Raw genomic sequence first — 18,869 nt, 5'->3', positions numbered from 1 at the left:
GATCAGCGCGCCGTTGGTCGCATTGGGCTGTTCGGCGCCCGAGACGAACACGATCCGGCCGCTGTCGCGGGTCCAGCGGATGTCATAGCGGACCGTCTTGTCCAATCCGAGCGCGGCGCCGCGCGCGATGCTGCCCGGATCGGCGATGACGACCCGGACGGCCGTGACGTCGGGGTTCAGCCGACGCGTGCGCAAGGTAAAGGTCCGTTCGATGCCAGAGGGGCTGAAGGGGTCGTAGCTGAGGCTGAGTTCGCTCGACGATGCCCGAAAATCGGCGCATGTGGCGAGGGCTGCCTGCGGCGCGGCACAGGCCGCCGCGGCGACGAGGATCATTGCTGGCGTTTTCATTTCCGTTCCTCAGGTTCCAGGACGCCGCCGCGTTCCATTCCGGTGCTGCCCGCGGGAATTTCGATACGATAGACCGCAGTACCGTTAGCTGTCGGCATTTCGATGCGCCAGCGGCCTGGGCGAAGTCCCTGCACCGCGAAACGTCCCGCCCGGTTGGTGAACATGCGAATGGGTTCGCGATCGGGCGCCGCTTCTTCATAGGCATAGCCGGCAACCAGGCTGACCGGATCGCCGCGGCCGTCGAGCAGCTGGGCCATATAGCTGATGAAATAATCCGAACCGATCTCGACCACATGGCCCGACCGATAGGGCGGCTGGAATTGCAGGATGCCCGTGCCCAGGTCATATCCTGCCTGTGCATCGGGTACGTCATAGCTCATCAACCGCGGCGTATGGGCGTTCAGTTCGGGCATGACAGCGCCGCCCAATATGCCCGATCGCGCCGTATATTCTTCCTTGCGCGGGTCGAGATAGACGGCCGCCTTACCGAGCGATTCATGCGTTTTGACGATCGCGAAACTGTCGTAGATCGGCCGCGACACGGCGACTGTTCCGTCGGCATAGGCCAACGAAAAGGCGCCGCGAAGCGAGGTGCGCTGGTCGGTGATCCGACCGCTGTTCGAGAAAGAGGTCAGGTGCGATGCCCCGATTTCGGCGCGATTTGCGATCATGTTGAAATTGGCATTGGCGCCGACCGAATTTTCTACCCGATCGATACTGACCGACCCATTATAGGACCCGACGCCGGTTCCGCTCGACCGCTGATAGCTGATCCGCGCGCGTTCGCGGCGGCTGTCGAGGTCGGCTGTTGCGCTGGACTTGCGATCGAAACGATAGGTGAGCGAAAACCGAACGCCGAACCCTGACCGTTGCTGGCGATCTTCATAAGATGCCTCGGTCGTAAGCAGAAGTCGCTGGTTGGGACGCCATCCATGGGTGGCACGGAAGGACGACTGATTGGGGGTGTTGCCGCGGCCCACCGAATAAAAGGCGTCGGCGGTCACATAATGTTCGGCGCCAAGCGATTGTGAAAAGGTCGCTCCGAATTCGTACGCAAAGGGGTTATTCGCCACCATCGCACCCGGCGTCGCGAATTTGCGGCTGATCGTCTGGAACGTTGCGGTCAGCGACCGCGAATTATTGTCCGATCCCAGCCGGGTGAATTCATATCCGGCGTTAAAGGCGTAGCCGCTGCCGACCCCGTCGTTCTTTGACCCCGCGAGGTTGAACGCCAGCGTGCCGAGCGGCGCCGCCCAGACGATCTCTGCGCCGGCAACCCCGCCCTTGTCGGACAGTTGGAAATTGCCCCCGGCGGTCAATTCGTCGGTCAAGCCCCGGCGGTAAAAGCCCGAGGCGACGGGCCGGTCGCTGTAGCTGCGCCCGTTCAGGCTGAATGGCGCCTCCACGCCTGCGTAAAGGCCGAATTCGGTCAACCCCGCCGCGAGAAGGGTGCGGTCGAAGTTGAGCGAAAAGGACACGACCTGTTCGCGTCCCGTGTCGTCGCGAATGATCAGCCGGACGTCGTTCGATCCCTGGGCAAACGGAAAGTCGCCGATGTCATAGGTGCCGGGGTTGAGGCGTGTCTGCTGCACCGTCTGTCCATTGACGATCGTTTCGATCGTCGACGGCCGCGTCAGCGTGAACGATCGCTGGCCGCGCGGCTGGATGTTCCGCTGGGGCTCCAGATCGGCGTAGACGCGCACGATCGATGCACCTGCCATCGGCGATGCACCCGAAAACCCGCGGGAGATCGGCTGGAGATCGCCGGCGGTATAGCGTGCGGTGCGGCGCAGGTCGTCATAGACAAGGCGTGTCCCCTCGCGCCGGAATCGCCGCTGGACGCTCGCTTCGTTTTCCAGCACGAATCCGCCAAGCCGCGCTGCGCTGTCGAGGACGATATTGGGGGTCGACAGGCCTGTGTCGTCACCCTTGTGGACATAATCGGCGTTGATCGCCGCGGTCACATAGGCAGAGAAATTTGCGGGCGCGACAATCGGCCCCGACAACGGATCGATGCCGCCCGAAACGCTGATCATCTGCCGCGGGCGGAGCGCCGGGTCGATGTCCAGTCGCAGCCCGAAATTCGACGAGTCATAGGTCAGGCGGACGCCGAGATCGGCCAGTTCGGTGGTCGAGATCGCGTTCCGATCGCCGATCGCGGCGATCAGTTGTTGCAGGACGTCGGTGGTCAAGATGCGTTGCAACATCGGCAACAGCGTTTTGGCATCGACAAGGATGCGGTCGTCGGCCGTCAGCGTGTAGGAAACATCGCCCAGGATAAACCCGTTATCGACAAGCGGCCCGCCCATCGGGATGTCGCGTCCGGTGGGGTTCAACCGCTGGACGGGTTGCTGTGCGACGGCTAGCAGGCCCAGCGGCGCCGCGCCCGAGGGCGGCGCGCTGGGGGTGGATACGCCGGGCGCGACGTCCCTGGTCGCCATGCCCGCCGCGGGATGGGACAATATAAGCCCCCCCAAGGCGATCAGGCTGGAACGGGAACGGCGCACGGTCTCAGTTGTTTCCGGCCAGCGCCAGCTCGATCGACAGGGTTCCGGCTGCTTGCGGCAGTTCGACGTTGACGGGCAGGATACGGCTCTGGCCGGAGGGGACGAGTCCCATCCCCATGCGCTGGCTGATTTCGTCGGGTTCAAAGGTCTGACGGAAGATTTCTTCACCGCCGACACCGCGCTGGACGATCGTCATCCGCCGCTGCCCGACATAGCCATAGGTCGTTCCGTCGTTCCTGATCGTCAGGACAGGGCGCGGCTTGCCATTGGCATCGACATCGATCCGCGCTTCGGAAACATGCAGTTCCGACGTTGCCGAAGCGGCGCCGACGCTGACAAGAATCTTGAATCGGTGCAGCACCTGGATCGCGTTCTGATTTTCGGACAAGGCGACGGGAAGCTGCGCCGCTGTCACATAAAAATGTTTGCTTTCCGTGAGGTCGGGTTCGCCGACCCACTGGACGCGAAACGCCTGTGTCTGGCCGCCGGGGATCGTGGTCTGAGCCGGGAAGATCAGCAGGTCTTCCGCCTCCTCATCCTCGATTTCCTGCAACTCGCCATTCACGATGCGAATGGGGTGCGCGGTCAGTTCGACGGGAACGGTTTCGGGAAAAGTGTTCTGGAGGCTGATGATCGCCGACGCACTTCGGCCGGTGGACTGAAGATCGACGATCACAGGCTGCACGTTGATCGCCACCGCGGGCACGATAAGCGCCAACAGCAAAAGGGCGGCGATGACGCAGGCCGACCAAGGGCGTGCGAAGCGCAGGGACATTTTGTTCATATAATCGGGTTCACAAAAGAATCCGGGGGCAGGGCGAACCCTGCCCCCGGAAACATGTTAGGCAGCCGGCGTCAGTTCGATGGTGACGTAGCCGGTGTAGCTTCCAGCGATCAGCCGGCGATCGGTCAGCGACGACCAGTTGGTTGCAACCGGGGTCGAACCGTTCGACGAAGCGACGGCGTCGCCCTGCGCTGCGGCCTTCACGAACTTGATGTGCGTGTTGGCATCGCCAGCGCTCGTGTGGCCGCCGAAGGGCTGCGCAACGGTCGAGGCACCCGCGACCGAGGTCGTGTCGAGCGGCAGGCCGTTGATCGACGTGTCGAGGTTGTAGCGAACGAACTGCGCATAGCCACCAGTGGTGGTGCTGGTGCCGACAGCACCGGCGAGGGCGAGCACGGCGCGCTCGACCTTAACCTGGCTGCCTGCTTTGTTGCAGAAGGGGATAACCTTCGCCTGGTTCAGCTTCGTTGCGATTTCTTCGGTCACGTTCGAGCGGACCTTGGCATCGGTGCCGGTGATGTCTTCGAGCGAGATCAGCGACGACGATGCCGAGATGCCGCACTTGCTGGCGACTTCGGCGTTGATGTTGATGGTTGCGGTTTCAGCAGCCGATGCCGCGCCGGCAGTTGCGGCGAGAGCGATGGCCGTGCTGGCGGCAAGAACGATACGCTTCATAAAATTCAACTCCTCATTAAGTTAATTGACGCCCAAATATTAAGGACGCGGGTAAATCGAGGCCGGCAGATGGCCCCATCGGCTTCACCGGAACCCGCGGAAGGAATGTCCGGTGTGTCAGCGGCGCATCGACCCGCGCGCCGCCCTTCGTGGAGTGGGTCCGCATTATCCGCGAGGCCCCACCACCAGAATTAAAGTATCCTTGTAACGGCCGGCGGCGAGCCGGCGCGGCAGCGTCGACTGGGCCGGCCAGTCGATCGTGATGATCGCGTCGCGGCCGACGCTGATCCCGCGTCCCGACTTCAAGCCCTTGCCCGCGCGCGACGCGGCGAAATCGCAACGTCCATCCGCCGACAGTTCGTTCGACCGGCACCGTTCGCTGCGGACGGTGCCGCGGTCGGTTTCCAGCGCAATGGCAACGCGATATTTCTTTTCAAAGGCATAGCCCGAGCCGTCGTCGCTGGCATCGAGATTGACCAGCGCGCCATTTTCGGACGTCACGCCCACGGCATAAGGGGTGTTACAATCGAGCCCGACCTTGATCGACAGGCTGGCGGCATCCTCCAGGTCGCGCGGCGCATCGACGCTCGTCGGCGCCGTGCCCGTGAAGCCGCAGCGATCCTTTATTTCGGCGGTGACATCGATTGCGACGGAATCTGGGTGCGCCTGCGCAGGTGCCATTGCAGCGAGCAGCCCGGTAGCGATACACGCAATTCTGATTGCGGGCATAGCAAGCCCACCCCCGGTCACCATTCGCATCATTTTCCCCCAACCACATGTGCGGCGATCCCCAAGGACGCTTTACCGATGTGGACGCCGCGACAGGCGTTTTGGCTTCTCAGCGATTCGCTTCCTAAAAAGTTAAGGAAATTTAAGCAAATTGAAAGTTTGATTAATATGTTAGGTGCCCGATTTGGGACACAGCGCCGGGTGCATGTTAATGTTGCGGGCAGGGGCTGATGTCGCCGCGTCTGACCCCGGCGCCGTCGCCGATCGTGCGGATCATCTCTCCGCTTGCCCGCGACTTCGACAATCTATATCATTAGTATACTAAGCAAATCGGCCTAGAAAACGGGGTGCGCGGATGCGGGGATTTTTTCATAAGGACGGTCCGGACGGTCGGCGTCCGCCAAGGGTGGCCGCATGAACATGTCCTCGGATTTGCTGTCTCAACTGATGCATCGCATTGTCGGCGCAGGGGCGCTGTCGGATCTGAATCGTTTGTCGGGCGGCGCGAATATGGAAAGCTGGTCCTTCGGCTGGGGCGATTCGGCCTATGTTCTGCGCCGCGCGCCGTCGGCGGCCTATATGGCGGATCGGCCGTTCGGACATGCCGACGAGGCGGCGCTGGTGATGGCGGCGCATCGCGCGGGGGTGAAGGCGCCCGAAGTCGTCGGGGTGCTCGAGGACGCCGACGGGTTGGGCACGGGCTATGTGATGCGGCGGGTGGCAGGAGAGGTGTCGCCCGCGAAGATCTTGGCCGATCCGCCGCGATCGCTTCTTACGGACCTGGGGCGCGAGCTGGCGCGTATCCACGCGATCCCAGCTGACACCATTCCCGCGGCGATCCCTTTGATGGACACCGCTGCCGCGCTCGCCGAACTCAAGGCGCGCTTCCTGACCTATGGCGGCGACCGGCCGGTGATCGCGCTCGCGATCCGATGGTGCGAGGATCATCTGCCCGCACCTGCGGCGCCGGTGCTGGTCCATGGCGATTACCGGATGGGCAATATCATGGTCGATATGGCGCGCGGTGCGGACGGGGGCCTGGCCGCGGTGCTCGACTGGGAGCTGGCGCATCGGGGCGACGCACATGAGGATCTGGCTTTCGGCTGCATGAGCGTCTGGCGCTTCGGGCGGCTCGACCAGCCTGCGTTCGGCGTGGGCAGCCTGGAAGATTATTTTTCGGCTTATGAGGCGGCGGGCGGCGCGCGTGTCGATCCGGAGCGTTTCCGCTTCTGGCTGGTCTACCGGACGCTATGGTGGGCGCTTGGCTGTTTGCAAATGGGCGCGGCGTGGCGCAGCGGCGCTGACAAGACGGTCGAGCGCGTCGTTGTCGGGCGGCGGACCGCCGAGCAGGAACTCGACCTCTTGTTGCTGCTCGAAGAAGAAGCGCCCGCTGCCGAACGGACGCGGGACCTGCCCCCATCACCGGGGGCCACATCCGCGCCAACAGGCGAGCCGACCAATGCCGAGATGGTCAAGGCCGTGCGAGACTGGATCGAGAGCGCGATCAAGCCGGGTGCGGAGGGGCATGGCAAGTTCGAGGCGGTGGTCGCGATGAATGCGCTCGGCATCGTGATCCGCGACCTCGCGGCCGGGATTCGCGCCGAGGACGCGGTGCTTGCGACCGCTTTGCTGTCGGGCGCCACGACGATCGCTGAACCGGGCCTGCTCGCGAAACTGCGGCGCGACGTGCTGGACAAATGCGCGGTCGACAGCCCCAAATATGCGCCGCTCAGCGAAGCGCGCGCTGCCTGGCGCGGATAAAGGACAAGGGAGAGAAATAATGGATTTTGCGGTTCCAGCCGATTTGCAGGCCTATCTCGACGAACTCGACGCATTTATCGAAGCCGAGATCCGGCCGCTCGAAGAAGCGGACGACAATATCCGCTTCTTTGACCATCGCCGCGAGCATAGCCGCACCGACTGGGACAATCAGGGGCTGCCGCGCCACGAGTGGGAGCAGCTTTTGAAGCAGGCGACGCGCAAGGCCGATGCGGCGGGCCATTGGCGCTTTTCGGCGCCGAAGAAATACGGCGGCCAGGATGGCAGCAACCTGTGGATGGCGGTGATCCGCGAGCATCTGGCGGCGAAGGGGCTGGGCCTGCACAACGACCTTCAGAACGAACATAGCATCGTCGGCAACTTCCCCTTCGTCGAAATGTTCGAGCAGTTTGCCACCAGCGACGAACAGAAGGCGGAGTTCATCCTCGGCGGGTTCGAGGGGCGCCGCCGTACCGCGTTCGGCCTGACCGAACCCGATCATGGATCGGATGCGACACATATGGAGACGCGCGGCGTGCGCGAAACCCGCGATGGGATCGAGGGTTGGCGGATCGACGGGCGCAAGATGTGGATCACCGGCATGCATGTCGCGACTCACTGTGCGACCTTCTGCCGCACCGACGGCGAGGATGGTGATGCCAAGGGTATCACCTGTCTGCTCGTGCCGACGGGCACGCCGGGAATGACGGTCGACGAATATATGTGGACGTTCAATATGCCGACCGACCATCCGCGCATGACGTTCTCCGACGTCTGGGTGCCCGACAGCACGCGGCTCGGCCCGGTAGGCGGCGCCCTCGCAATCGCGCAGAGCTTCGTCCACCAGAACCGCATCCGCCAGGCCGCCTCATCGCTCGGCGCCGCAGTCTATTGCATCGAGGAGAGCGTGAAATATGCGCGCGAGCGCAAGCCGTTCGGCGAGGCGCTGGCGAAGAATCAGGCGATCCAGTTCCCGCTCGTCGAACTGGCGACGCAGGCGGAAATGCTGCGTCTGCTGATCCGCAAAACCGCCTGGGACATGGACAACACCCCGCACAAGCAGATCGAACGGACCCTTTCCGACAAGGTGAGCATGTGCAATTACTGGGCGAACCGCCTCGTCTGCGAAGCCGCCGACCGCGCGATGCAGGTCCATGGCGGCATCGGCTATTCGCGCCACAAGCCGTTCGAGCATATCTATCGCCACCACCGCCGATACCGCATCACCGAGGGCGCCGAAGAAATCCAGATGCGAAAAGTCGCTGCCTATCTGTTCGGCTATCTGGGACCACGAAAAGAGATGCTTGGGTAAATCGTGACCCGGCCCCGCACACTCTATGACAAGATATGGGATGCGCACGCTGTCGCCGAAGATGACGGCGAAACCTTGCTCTATATCGACCTCCACCTGTTGCACGAGGTCACGTCGCCGCAGGCGTTCGCTGGTCTTGCTGCCGCCGGGCGAGCGGTGCGGCGTCCCGAACGCGTGCTGGCGCTGTCCGACCATGTCGTGCCGACGGCGGACCAGATGCACGGGCCGGCCGGGGTCGATGATGCCGACGCGCGCGCGCAACTCGAAGCCCTGGCGGCCAATACGCGCCGTTTCGGGATCGAGAATTTCCCGATGGGCGACCCGCGCGGCGGCATCGTTCATGTCGTCGGCCCCGAACAGGGACGATCGCAGCCGGGGATGACGATCGTCTGCGGAGACAGCCATACCTCGACCCATGGTGCCTTCGGTGCCCTCGCCTTCGGGATCGGAACGTCAGAGGTCGAGCATGTGCTGGCGACGCAGACGATCCGCCAGCGGCGGTCGCGCAATATGCGCGTCACTGTGGCGGGTAAGCTGGCGCCGCATGTCCATGCAAAGGACCTCGCGCTGCACCTGATTGGCGCAATCGGGGTCGATGGAGCCGCGGGGCATGTGATCGAATATGCCGGCGAGGCGATCCGGGCGCTGTCTATGGAAGCGCGAATGACGCTCTGCAACCTCAGCATCGAAATGGGGGCACGGGCGGGGCTTATCGCGCCGGACGCGACAACATTCGCCTATCTGGCACGGCGGCCCGCGGTGCCTTCGGGCGCGGCGTGGGAGGCGGCGGTCGCGCGCTGGAACAGGCTTGCAAGCGATGCCGGGGCGGCGTTCGACCGCGAAGCGGCGCTGAACGCGAGCGACGTCCGGCCGATGGTGAGTTGGGGCACCGACCCGTCGCAGGTCGTCGCAATCGACGGGCGCGTTCCCGACCCGGCGATGCTGGAAAATCCCAAGCATCGCGCCGCGGCCGAGCGTGCGGTCGCCTATATGGGGCTGTCGCCCGGCGCGCCAGTCGCCGGGCAGCGGCTCGACCGGGTGTTCATCGGCAGCTGCACCAACAGCCGGATCGAGGATCTGCGTGTCGCGGCGGATATCGTCCGTGGCCGCCGCGTTGCCCCGCATGTCCGCGCCATGGTGGTCCCGGGGTCGGGGCTGGTCAAACGACAGGCGGAAGCGGAGGGAATTGACGCGGTGCTGCGCGACGCCGGGTTCGATTGGCGCGAACCTGGTTGTTCGATGTGCGTCGGGATGAACGCCGACCGGCTGCAAGTCGGCGAACGCTGCGCGGCAACATCGAACCGAAATTTCGAGAACCGGCAGGGGCGCGGCGGCCGGACACATTTGATGAGCCCGGCGCTTGCCGCAGCGAGCGCCATTGCGGGGTGCATCGCCGCGCCCGACATGATGCCCGATTTGGGGGGCTGACTTTAGCCCGTCGCTTCAAACCGCGCGATCGCGTCGGCATGGCGCAGCGTGCGGCTGATATCGTCCAGCCCTTCCATCAATATGCGGCGATCGTCGATGTCGATCGCGAAAGCGATCGTCTCGCCCGATGCCAGGCGGATCGTCTGCTCCGCAAGATCCACTTCGATCGGTGCATATTGCGCCAGCGCCACGGCGTCTCGCAGCCGCGCACACAGATCGTCGGCAAGGCGGATCAGAAGCAGCCCGTTCTTGCGTGCATTGCTCGCGAAAATATCACCGAAGCTTGGTGCGATGATGCAACGAATACCGAAATCGGTGAGTGCCCAGACCGCATGTTCGCGCGACGATCCGCAACCGAAATTGCGGTCGGCGATCAGAAACCCCGCTGCGCGGCAGGGTGGCCGGTTGAGGATGAAATCGCTGCGCTCGCTGCCATCTTCGGCATACCGAAGCGCCTGGAAGAGATGTTTGCCGAGCCCCGACCGGGTAAGCGCCTTCATATATTGCGCAGGGATGATCATGTCGGTGTCGACGTTCGTCAGCGGCAAGGGTGCCGCGATCGCTGTCTCGCGCACGAATTTTTGCACACCACCTCCTTTAACTTAGTAATCTAAGTAATTATCAAGGGCGACCTTGTCCAATATTATCGCGGATGATGCCGCCGAATGTCGTGCGAAACGGCGATGAAGATGGTTGCCGGGTGATTCTTCGCGTCCTAAGGTTCCTCCTTGCGCGGACGGGCGCCAAGCGCCGGGTGCCGCGACAGGGGAGCAGGATTTTGGCGAAAAAAACTCAGGATTATCGGCATCCAGCCGAATATTATACCGACCCGGAAAACAGCATCGGCTATCTCGCGCGCGTGGTCTTTCGGTCCTTTTCGCGGCTGCTCGAACGCCGCACGCTGACGCATGACGTATCTGCGGGGCAATGGCGTTTTCTGCGCCAGTTGTGGCGCGAGGACGGCATCACGCAGCGCGAACTCAGCGAACGCGTCGGGATGCGCGAACCGACGACGGTCGTCGCGCTGAAGGGATTGGAAAAGGCCGGGCTGATCACGCGCAAGAAGACCGCCGACGACCGGCGCAAGACCTTTATCCACCTGACCCCGCATGCCAAGAAGCTCGAACTGATCCTCGCGCCGATGAACGCCGAGATTCACGAGATCGCGACGAAGGGCATGACCGACGAGGAGGTTGAGGTGTTGCAGGGGCTGATGCGCCGCGTGATCGAAAACCTCGGCGATGAAACGCGCAAGCTGGCAGTGCTTTCCGACATCAAGGCCTGATGCTTGCAATTTGGTCGCCGCCCGGACAATAGGTTAGTATTCTAATTATCTTGTCGGGGAGAGAAAATGACCAGCATCGCCGTCGTCGTGGGCAGCACCCGCGAGGGATCATTCAACCGCAGGTTGGGCGAGCTCGCCGCAGCAAGCCTCGAAACCCAGGGCGCGAGCGTCACGCGCGTCGATCTGTCGGCATTCGACCTGCCGCTCTATTCGGCGGCGCGCGAAGCGAATGATTTTCCGCCCGACGCGCTGAAGCTCAAGGCGCTGTTCGCGGCGCAGGACGGGCTTTTGTTCGTGTCGCCCGAATATAATGGCTCGCTGCCCCCGCTGCTCAAAAATGCGATCGACTGGGCGTCGCGGCCGACGGGGGACGAGAGCCTTGTCGCGCTGACCGCCTATCGCGGCAAGGCCGCGGCGATCATGTCGGCGTCGATCAGCCCGTTCGGCGGCCTGCGGGGGTTGATGCACCTTCGTCAGATCTTGTCGACAATCCAGATGCTGGTGATCCCCGAACAGGTGCTGGTGCCGAACGCGCACGCCGCTTTCGCCGAGGACGGCAGTCTGAAGGAAGCGTTGCCGACGTCGCTGGTCGAGATGACCACGGGCCGATTGATCGCGGTCGCGACGGCCCTGTCGGGGTAGGTTCAGGGTGTTACGCGCCGGGGCGCGCGGAGGCGGTGGGTCCGATATTGTCGCCCCAGTCGGCCTCCAGCGCCGCGAGCAGAGCGTCAAACTTGTCCTGCCCCAACTTGGCCGCGATCTGCGCGGTAAGTGCGTCCATCGACCGCTGGGCATCCTTGCGCATTCGCGCCCCGAGATCGGTGAGGGATACGATCATGTGGCGGCGGTCGGCGGGGTCAACGTCGAGTTGCACCATCCCGAGCGCGACCATCTGGTTGATCGTGCTGTGGATCGCCTGACGCGACACGCCCAGGTTGCGCGCGATGTCGGACGGCCGGACGATGCCGCTGACGATATTCGTCATCACCATCGATTGCGGGCGATTGACGTCGGGCCAGCCATGATCGTGAAGTCGCGCTTGCAGACCTTCGTCGAGCCAGCAGAAGCGTTGGAAAAGCGCGATGATAAGCTGGTTTGTGCGCATGGACGCTATGTTATGCCCCTTTGTCGGCGGGGTGCCGACGAGCGTCACGCTAGAAGAGCGGAGCGGGCGAAGCAAGGCAGAGCGGCGTTGCAAAGGCAAAATGCTTAGTATACTATCTATTATAGCGAAAATAGAGAGAGGGTCGCATGGACGGGTTGATGCAGAATGTGCCGCTGACGGTCGACCGGATCATCGACCATGCCGCGAACTGGCACGGCGCGCGCGAGATTGTGTCGCGCGATGCCGAGGGGCGCGTCGCGCGTTCGACCTATGCCGACGTCCATGCCGATGCGAAACGTGTGTCGAACGCGCTGGCCGCCGAAGGAATCAAGCCCGGCGACCGCGTCGCGACGATGGCGTGGAACGGCGCGCGGCATCTGGCGGCGTGGTACGGGGCGGCGGGGATGGGCGCCGTGCTCCATACGCTCAATCCGCGGCTGTTCCTCGAACAGATCGCCTATATCGCAAACCATGCCGGCGACCGGCTGCTGATCGCCGATCCCGCGACTGCCGATCTGGTCGAACAATTGCTGCCGCAGGTGCCGTCGATCGAGAAGGTGATCTTTTTTTGCGATCGGGCATCGCTGCCGCAGACCGGCTTTGCCGCAACCGCCTTCGACGACTGGATCGCGGGGCAGCCGGCCGAATATGCGTGGGGCGGGTTCGACGAAAATGCCGCGTGCGGGCTTTGCTACACCAGCGGGACGACAGGAAACCCGAAGGGCGTGCTCTATTCGCACCGATCGAACTATATCCATGCGCTGATGACGTTGCAGCGCGACGCGCTGGCGCTGTCGGCGCGCGACACGGTGCTGCTCGTCGTGCCCATGTATCATGCGAACGCGTGGGGCGTTGTGTATTCGGCGCCCGCGGTCGGCGCGAAACTGGTGCTGCCGGGGCAGCGGATGGACGGCGAATCCATCTATAATCTGATCGAGGAAGAGGGCGTCACTTACTCGGCCGCGGTGCCGACGGTGTGGCAGATGTTGCTGCAATATATGCAGGAAAGCGGCAAACGCTTCACGACATTGGAGCGTGTGACGATCGGCGGTTCGGCGTGTCCGGAATCGATCATCCGCACTTTCCGCGACGATTATGGCGTCGATGTCATCCAGGGGTGGGGAATGACCGAAACATCGCCGCTCGGCACGGTGTCGGTTCCCAATGCGTCGGTCGCGGCGAAATCCGAACCCGAGCAGATGGCGTATAAGCTGAAGCAGGGGAGGCTCCTTTGCGGGCTGGAGATGAAGCTGGTCGACGATGCGGGCCGCCGCCTGCCGCATGACGGCAAGACGCCGGGGCGGTTGATGGTCAAGGGGCCGACGATCGCCGCCGCCTATTATGGCGGCGAAGGCGGCGACGTGCTCGACACCGAAGGCTTTTTCGACACCGGCGACGTCAGCACGATCGACGGCGACGGTTATATGCAGATCACCGACCGCGCGAAGGATGTCGTTAAATCGGGCGGCGAGTGGATCAGCTCGATCGAGATCGAGAATATCGCGATGGGTCATGACGCGGTCGCCAACGCCGCGGTCGTCGGCGTCGCGCATCCGAAATGGGACGAGCGGCCGATCCTGCTCTGTCAGCTGAAACCCGCCGCCCGCGCCTCGGCTGACGACCTTCGCGCCTATCTCGACGGAAAGATCGCGCGCTGGTGGATGCCCGACGACATATTGTTCGTCGACGACATCCCGCTGGGGCCGACGGGCAAGATCGACAAGAAAGCGATCCGCGCCGGGCTGGAGGGGTATAAGCTGCCCTTTGAAGTCACCCGCTGACCAATACCATAAACAGGAGAGAGATTGATGGACCCGAACGGGATTGAGGGACTGGACGCGCAATTCATCGGACGCGTGTCGCCGACGGCGCCGCGCATCCAGGCGGGCGGGCACCCGTGCCAGGGCATTTACTGGACCGAGGCGGGCAAGCGGCCCAAGGTTGCGGTTATCGCCACCCATTATAATGTCGATTTTTCCGAACATTATATCGCCCCATGGTTTGCGCGGCAGGGCTTCGGTTTCCTTGGCTGGAACACGCGCTATCGCGGCTTCGAGGATCAGTTCCTGCTCGAACATGCTGTGCTCGATATCGGCGTCGGCATGAAATGGCTGAAGGAAGAGGCGGGCGTCGAGGCGATCGTCATCCTTGGCAATTCGGGCGGCGGCTCGCTGATGGGCGCTTATCAGGCCGAGGCGATTGCGCCGACGCTCACCGATAGACTGCCTTCGGTTGGGCAGGATGCGCTCGCGCAATTGGTAAAGGGCGATCTCTATATCAGCTTCAACGCGCATCAGGGGCGCCCCGAAGTGCTCACCGACTGGATGGATGCATCGGTGATCGACGAGAGTGACCCTGTCGCGACCGACCCCGAACTCGACCCGTTCAACCCTGACAATGGTCCGCCTTATTCCGACGCCTTCGTTGCGAAATATCGCGCCGGGCAGCGCGCGCGCAACCAGCGGATCACCGACTGGGCGAAGGCTGAACTGGCGCGACTGAATGCGGCGGGCATTCCCGACCGCATCTTTCCCATGTTCCGCTGCTGGGGCGACATTCGCTGCGTCGATCCCGCGCTCGACCCATCGGATCGCAAGCCGAACTGGTGCTATCGCGGCGACCCGGCGGTCGCGAACCGGACACCCAGCATCGGCCGTGCGAACACGATCAAGACCTGGCTCAACATGTGGAGCCTAGAAACCTCGCCATGCCAGGGACAGCCGCACCTTGCGAAGCACGACACGCCGGCGCTTGTCGTGCAAGGGACGGCCGACACCGGCGTATTTCCGAGCGACGCGCGCAAGATCTTCGATTTCCTTGGCAGTGCCGACAAAAGGATCGAACTGATCCCCGGTGCCCATTATTTCGAGGATTCGGTCGAAGAGCGCCGTAACGCTGCCGACCTTGTCGGCGCGTGGATCCGGGAGAAGCTGTAACGTGACGGCGGACGCCGACATCATCGACGAATTGCGCGTCGCCGGTCTGCTGGGTGAGGGCGATATTGTGCTCGACCCCCTGACCGGCGGCGTGTCGTGCGACGTGTGGAAGGTTGAGAGCCTTGTCGGCCCGATCGTCGTCAAGCGTCCGCTGCCGCAGCTTCGCGTCGCCGCCGAATGGCTGGCGCCCGTTGAACGCGGGACCAGCGAGGTGCGCTGGCTGCGCCGCGCGCGCGGCGTCGATAGCATGATCGCACCCGAGGTGCTCGCCGAACTGCCCGGACACGCTTTCGCGATGCGCTTTCTTCCCGGCTGCCCGGTGTGGAAGGACGAGTTGATGGCGGGGCGCATCGACAGCGCGTTCGCGGCCCAGGTGGGCACGGGTATCGCTGCCGTCCACGCTGCTACGGCGGACAATGATGGCGACCGCGCAGACTTCGCCAATGACGAGATGTTCCGTGCGCTGCGCGTTGATCCTTTTCTGCTTTATGTCGCGCGGCATGACGCCGACTTGGCGCCGGCGCTGACCGCGCTCGCCGACGATCTGTCGGGGCGAAAGATCGCGCTCGTCCACGGCGACGTCAGCCCCAAGAATATCCTCGTCAGCGCCGATGGCCCCATATTCCTTGATGCGGAATGCGCCGTCTATGGCGATCCGGCCTTCGACCTGGCCTTCTGCACCACGCATCTGCTGCTCAAGGCGGTGTGGTCGGGCGACGTACGGCTCAATGAGGCCGCCGCGGCGCTCGTTGCCGCTTATCGTGCGGGCATCGACTGGGAGGATGCCGGGGACATATTGCTGCGGTCGGGAAAACTGACGGCCGCGCTGATCCTCGCCCGCGTCGACGGCAAGTCGCCCGCGCCCTATCTCACCGACCCCGAACACAAGCATGTCGTGCGCGATCAGGCGCGGGCGCTGATCCGCGCGCCAGAGCCCGTCGACGCGCTCGTGACTCACTGGAAAAGGACCCTCGCATGACTTCGCATATCGCCTCCGTCACCGGCCGCCAGCTCTGGGATTCGCGCGGCCGCCCGACTGTCGAGGCCGAGGTCGTGCTGGCATCGGGAGCGATCGGACGGGCGATCGCCCCCGCCGGTGCATCGCGCGGCGCGCATGAAGCGATCGACCTGCGCGACGGTGGAGCGGCTTTCGGCGGCTATGGCGTGGCGCGCGCCGTCGCGGGCATCGGCGCGGAGATCGCTCCCGCGATCGCTGGCATGGATGCACATGACCAGGCGGCGGTCGACGCGGCGCTGTGCGCGCTCGACGGCACCCCCAACAAGGCGCGGCTCGGCGCCAACGCTGTCGTTGCGGCGTCGATGGCGGTGCTTCACGCCGCCGCCGCCGATGCGCGGCTGCCGCTGTGGCGTTATCTCGCGGGCGACGCGACGGTGCGTGTGCCCCTCCCCGAAATCCAGATCTTCGGTGGCGGCGCCCACGCTGGGCGGCGCACCGACGTGCAGGATTTCATGGTGATGTGCCCCAAGGCGGGCAGCTTCCGCCGCGCGCTCGAAATTACCGACGATGTCTATCGCGCCGCGGGCAAGCTGATGGAGGCGAAAGGGCCGCTGAGCGGCGTCGCCGACGAGGGCGGCTGGTGGCCGAACTTCGCGTCGAACGAGGATGCGCTCGATACGTTGACGAAGGCAATCGAAGCGAGCGGGCACCGCCCGGGCGAGGACGTGTTCATTTCGCTCGACATTGCTGCGAACGAACTCGGCGACGCATCGGGCTACAGCCTCGCGCTCGATGACGGGCGTCTGACGAGCGAAGCGATGGCGTCGCGCATCGTCGAATGGGCGGGGCGCTATCCGATCCTGTCGATCGAGGACCCGGCGGGTCAGGACGACTGGGCTGCGATGGCGGCCGTCACCGCGGCGATCGGGGAGCGTGTTCAGATCATCGGCGATGACGTGCTGGTGACGAATGCCGAGCGTGTCGAACGCGCCGCCGAAGCGGCGGTGTGCAACGCGGCATTGATCAAGGTCAACCAGGTCGGCACCGTCACCGAAGCCAAGGCCGCACTCGACGCTGCGACGGCGCGTGGTTGGGGCGCGATCGTCTCGGCGCGGTCGGGCGAGAGCGAGGATGTCACGATCGCGCATCTCGCGACCGGATGGAACGCGGGGCAGCTCAAGGTCGGCAGCTTCACGCGCTCCGAACGCATGGCGAAATGGAACGAGATGCTGCGCATCGAGGAGACGATGGGCGCAGACGCCGTGTTCGCGGGCTTCTCGGCCTTTGCCGGGGCGATCGGGCGGGTCGCGGCATGATCGTCCTGCACGCGCGTCCGAGCCCGGGGTTTCGCGAAGCGGTCGATGCGATCTTTGGCGTCGGCGTCGTCGTGCATGTCGACGAGGCGGCACCGCTCGACGAGGTCGCACCCGACATCACCGTATTGCTCCATGTGCTGACCCCGGTGACCGCCCAATTCATTGCCGCTGCGCCGAAACTCAAACTGATCCAGAAGCTCGGCGTTGGGGTTAACACGATCGCGCTCGATGCAGCGCGTGGGTCTGGCGTCGCAGTGTGCAACATGCCGGGCACCAACAGCCAGGCGGTTGCCGAAATGGCGCTGTCGCTGATGATGGCGGTGTTGCGCCGGACCTGTTTCTTCGACGCGCGGACGCGCGCCGGGGAGGGCTGGACCGCCGACCCGTCCGAATTGGACAGTGTCGGCGAAATTGGCGGGCGTACCGTCGGCCTGGTGGGTTTCGGCAATTCGGCACAATTGCTCGCGCCGGTGCTCGCCGCGCTCGGCGCGAAAATCGTCTATACCGCGCGAAGCACACGCGATGGTCCTTATGAATTTTGGCCGATCGATCGGTTGCTCGCGGAAAGCGATATCGTATCGCTGCACATGCCGCTGACCGAGGAAACACGTGCGAGCATCGACCCCTTCGCGATGAAAAAGGGCGCGGTGCTGGTGAACACCGCGCGCGGTGAATTGGTCGATCAGGCGCGGCTGGTCGACGCGCTGGCTTCGGGACATCTTCGCGGCGCCGGGCTCGACGTTTTTGCCGACGAGCCATTGCCGCGCGGCAACCCTTTGCTGGGACTGCCGAATGCGGTGCTGGCACCGCATATCGCCTGGCTTACGCCCGAAACGCTGGTGCGCAGCCTGGCCGTGGCGCACGAAAATTGCCGCCGCCTTGTCGCAGGCGAACCACTCCTGCATCAGGTGGTCTGATGTCCCTGCCTATTGTCCTCATCACCGGCCAGCTGCTCACCGATGCGGTCTGGCAACCCTTGCTCAATGCGTGGCCCGATCGCGAAGTCATCATCGCCGACAATCAGAGCGACGACACGATCGAGGGTTTTGCGCAGCGCCTGCTGGTCGATGCCCCGCCGAAATTCGCGCTGGTTGCGCACGCGATGGGCGGCTTCATCGCGTTCGAGGTGATGCGCCGGGCGCCCGAGCGCGTCGCAAAGCTCGCCCTGATCTCGACGCTCGCCTCGGCCGACGGACCGGCACAGACGGCGCGGCGGCAGGGCTATGTCGACTTGGTGGAGAGCGGCCGTTTCGACCAAGTCGTCGAAGAGCGCATCCCGATCTTGTTTCCCGAGGAAAAGCGGGGTGATGCGCGTCTGCTGGGTATCGCGCGGGGGATGGCGGCCGATACGGTCCCTGACATCTTCCTCGCGCAGCAGCGCGCGATCATGGCGCGCATCGACAGCCGCCCGCGGCTCGGCGAGATTGCGGTGCCGACCTTGCTGATTTGGGGCGAGAAAGACGGCATCACCAGCCGCGCGCACCATGACGAAATTTTGGAGGCGATTGCGGGCGCGCGGCTTGAGGTGATCCCCGGCGCCGGACATCTGCCGACGGTCGAGGCGCCTGACGTGGTCGTGCCGCTGCTGACCGATTTTATCGACGGTTAAACCCCTCCCGCGCGCGGGAGGGGCAGCGAGACTTGCGAACTTGTTCGCTAGTCGCAGCGGGGAGGGCCATTGCTACGCTGCTGCCCACCCCCGACCCCTCCCGCAAGCGGGAGGGGAGC

Annotated in this window: 18 protein-coding genes; 11 read left to right on the top strand and 7 right to left on the bottom strand. The window is 64.1% G+C overall.

Annotation, left to right across the window (positions count from 1 at the left end; translation table 11 throughout):
- The 5 genes from A3E77_RS13805 to A3E77_RS13785 all read right to left on the bottom strand — a co-directional run.
- Positions 1 to 348, bottom strand: a 348-nt coding sequence (locus tag A3E77_RS13805; RefSeq protein ID WP_293646916.1) for a hypothetical protein, incomplete at its 3' end; no start/stop codon positions are given.
- On the bottom strand, positions 345 to 2,789 hold the full coding sequence (locus tag A3E77_RS13800; protein WP_293646914.1) for a fimbria/pilus outer membrane usher protein: 2,445 nt from the start codon (positions 2,787 to 2,789) through the stop codon (positions 345 to 347). The genes A3E77_RS13805 and A3E77_RS13800, both read right to left, overlap by 4 nt.
- Positions 2,790 to 2,859: 70 nt before the next feature.
- Positions 2,860 to 3,639 carry a fimbrial biogenesis chaperone gene (locus A3E77_RS13795; protein ID WP_293646912.1) on the bottom strand — a complete coding sequence of 260 codons (780 nt, stop codon included), beginning with the start codon at positions 3,637 to 3,639 and terminating at the stop codon, positions 2,860 to 2,862.
- 57 nt (positions 3,640 to 3,696) lie between these two features.
- Positions 3,697 to 4,314: a hypothetical protein gene (locus tag A3E77_RS13790; RefSeq protein ID WP_293646910.1), complete on the bottom strand. Its 618-nt coding sequence runs from the start codon at positions 4,312 to 4,314 to the stop codon at positions 3,697 to 3,699.
- Between the two features lie 165 nt (positions 4,315 to 4,479).
- Positions 4,480 to 5,043 carry a hypothetical protein gene (locus A3E77_RS13785; protein ID WP_293646908.1) on the bottom strand — a complete coding sequence of 188 codons (564 nt, stop codon included), beginning with the start codon at positions 5,041 to 5,043 and terminating at the stop codon, positions 4,480 to 4,482.
- A 414-nt stretch (positions 5,044 to 5,457) separates the two neighbouring features.
- Between A3E77_RS13785 and A3E77_RS13780 the strand changes: the two genes are divergently transcribed.
- From A3E77_RS13780 to leuC, 3 genes are read left to right on the top strand one after another with little or no spacing between them, the layout of a single operon-like run.
- On the top strand, positions 5,458 to 6,804 hold the full coding sequence (locus A3E77_RS13780; protein WP_293646906.1) for a phosphotransferase family protein: 1,347 nt from the start codon (positions 5,458 to 5,460) through the stop codon (positions 6,802 to 6,804).
- A 19-nt stretch (positions 6,805 to 6,823) separates the two neighbouring features.
- Positions 6,824 to 8,113 (top strand): acyl-CoA dehydrogenase family protein, encoded by a 1,290-nt coding sequence (locus tag A3E77_RS13775; protein WP_293646904.1) that lies wholly within the window; start codon positions 6,824 to 6,826, stop codon positions 8,111 to 8,113.
- Between the two features lie 3 nt (positions 8,114 to 8,116).
- Positions 8,117 to 9,541: a 3-isopropylmalate dehydratase large subunit gene (gene leuC / locus A3E77_RS13770; protein WP_293646902.1), complete on the top strand. Its 1,425-nt coding sequence runs from the start codon at positions 8,117 to 8,119 to the stop codon at positions 9,539 to 9,541.
- Positions 9,542 to 9,543: 2 nt separating this feature from the next.
- On the opposite strand, the gene leuD is transcribed toward leuC, so the two are convergent.
- A complete protein-coding gene (gene leuD, locus A3E77_RS13765; protein ID WP_293646900.1) occupies positions 9,544 to 10,128 on the bottom strand; it encodes a 3-isopropylmalate dehydratase small subunit in 585 nt (194 codons plus the stop codon).
- Between the two features lie 191 nt (positions 10,129 to 10,319).
- Between leuD and A3E77_RS13760 the strand changes: the two genes are divergently transcribed.
- Together A3E77_RS13760 and A3E77_RS13755 are read left to right on the top strand one after the other, a co-directional pair.
- On the top strand, positions 10,320 to 10,826 hold the full coding sequence (locus tag A3E77_RS13760; protein WP_293646898.1) for a MarR family winged helix-turn-helix transcriptional regulator: 507 nt from the start codon (positions 10,320 to 10,322) through the stop codon (positions 10,824 to 10,826).
- A 66-nt stretch (positions 10,827 to 10,892) separates the two neighbouring features.
- Positions 10,893 to 11,468 carry an NADPH-dependent FMN reductase gene (locus A3E77_RS13755; protein ID WP_293646896.1) on the top strand — a complete coding sequence of 192 codons (576 nt, stop codon included), beginning with the start codon at positions 10,893 to 10,895 and terminating at the stop codon, positions 11,466 to 11,468.
- Between the two features lie 10 nt (positions 11,469 to 11,478).
- Here A3E77_RS13755 and A3E77_RS13750 read toward each other — a convergent pair whose 3' ends face one another.
- Positions 11,479 to 11,931: a MarR family winged helix-turn-helix transcriptional regulator gene (locus tag A3E77_RS13750; RefSeq protein ID WP_293646894.1), complete on the bottom strand. Its 453-nt coding sequence runs from the start codon at positions 11,929 to 11,931 to the stop codon at positions 11,479 to 11,481.
- 146 nt (positions 11,932 to 12,077) lie between these two features.
- Here A3E77_RS13750 and A3E77_RS13745 point away from each other — a divergent pair, with 146 nt between their 5' ends.
- From A3E77_RS13745 to A3E77_RS13720, 6 genes are read left to right on the top strand one after another with little or no spacing between them, the layout of a single operon-like run.
- On the top strand, positions 12,078 to 13,712 hold the full coding sequence (locus A3E77_RS13745) for a long-chain-fatty-acid--CoA ligase (RefSeq protein WP_293646892.1): 1,635 nt from the start codon (positions 12,078 to 12,080) through the stop codon (positions 13,710 to 13,712).
- A gap of 27 nt (positions 13,713 to 13,739) precedes the next feature.
- On the top strand, positions 13,740 to 14,867 hold the full coding sequence (locus A3E77_RS13740) for an alpha/beta hydrolase (protein WP_293646890.1): 1,128 nt from the start codon (positions 13,740 to 13,742) through the stop codon (positions 14,865 to 14,867).
- 1 nt (position 14,868) lies between these two features.
- A complete protein-coding gene (locus A3E77_RS13735; RefSeq protein ID WP_293646888.1) occupies positions 14,869 to 15,846 on the top strand; it encodes a phosphotransferase family protein in 978 nt (325 codons plus the stop codon).
- On the top strand, positions 15,843 to 17,141 hold the full coding sequence (gene eno / locus A3E77_RS13730) for a phosphopyruvate hydratase (RefSeq protein WP_293646886.1): 1,299 nt from the start codon (positions 15,843 to 15,845) through the stop codon (positions 17,139 to 17,141). Before A3E77_RS13735 ends, eno begins: the two co-directional genes overlap by 4 nt.
- On the top strand, positions 17,138 to 18,058 hold the full coding sequence (locus tag A3E77_RS13725; RefSeq protein WP_293646884.1) for an NAD(P)-dependent oxidoreductase: 921 nt from the start codon (positions 17,138 to 17,140) through the stop codon (positions 18,056 to 18,058). Before eno ends, A3E77_RS13725 begins: the two co-directional genes overlap by 4 nt.
- Positions 18,058 to 18,750 carry an alpha/beta fold hydrolase gene (locus tag A3E77_RS13720; protein ID WP_293646882.1) on the top strand — a complete coding sequence of 231 codons (693 nt, stop codon included), beginning with the start codon at positions 18,058 to 18,060 and terminating at the stop codon, positions 18,748 to 18,750. The genes A3E77_RS13725 and A3E77_RS13720 overlap by 1 nt, the downstream gene beginning before the upstream one ends.
- Positions 18,751 to 18,869: the final 119 nt, after the last annotated feature.

This window comes from Sphingopyxis sp. RIFCSPHIGHO2_12_FULL_65_19 (genome assembly GCF_001830555.1).
Classification (GTDB): Bacteria; Pseudomonadota; Alphaproteobacteria; order Sphingomonadales; family Sphingomonadaceae; genus Sphingopyxis.
The sequence above is the reverse complement of the archived record's forward strand: the minus strand, read 5'-3'. Positions and strand labels throughout refer to the sequence as shown.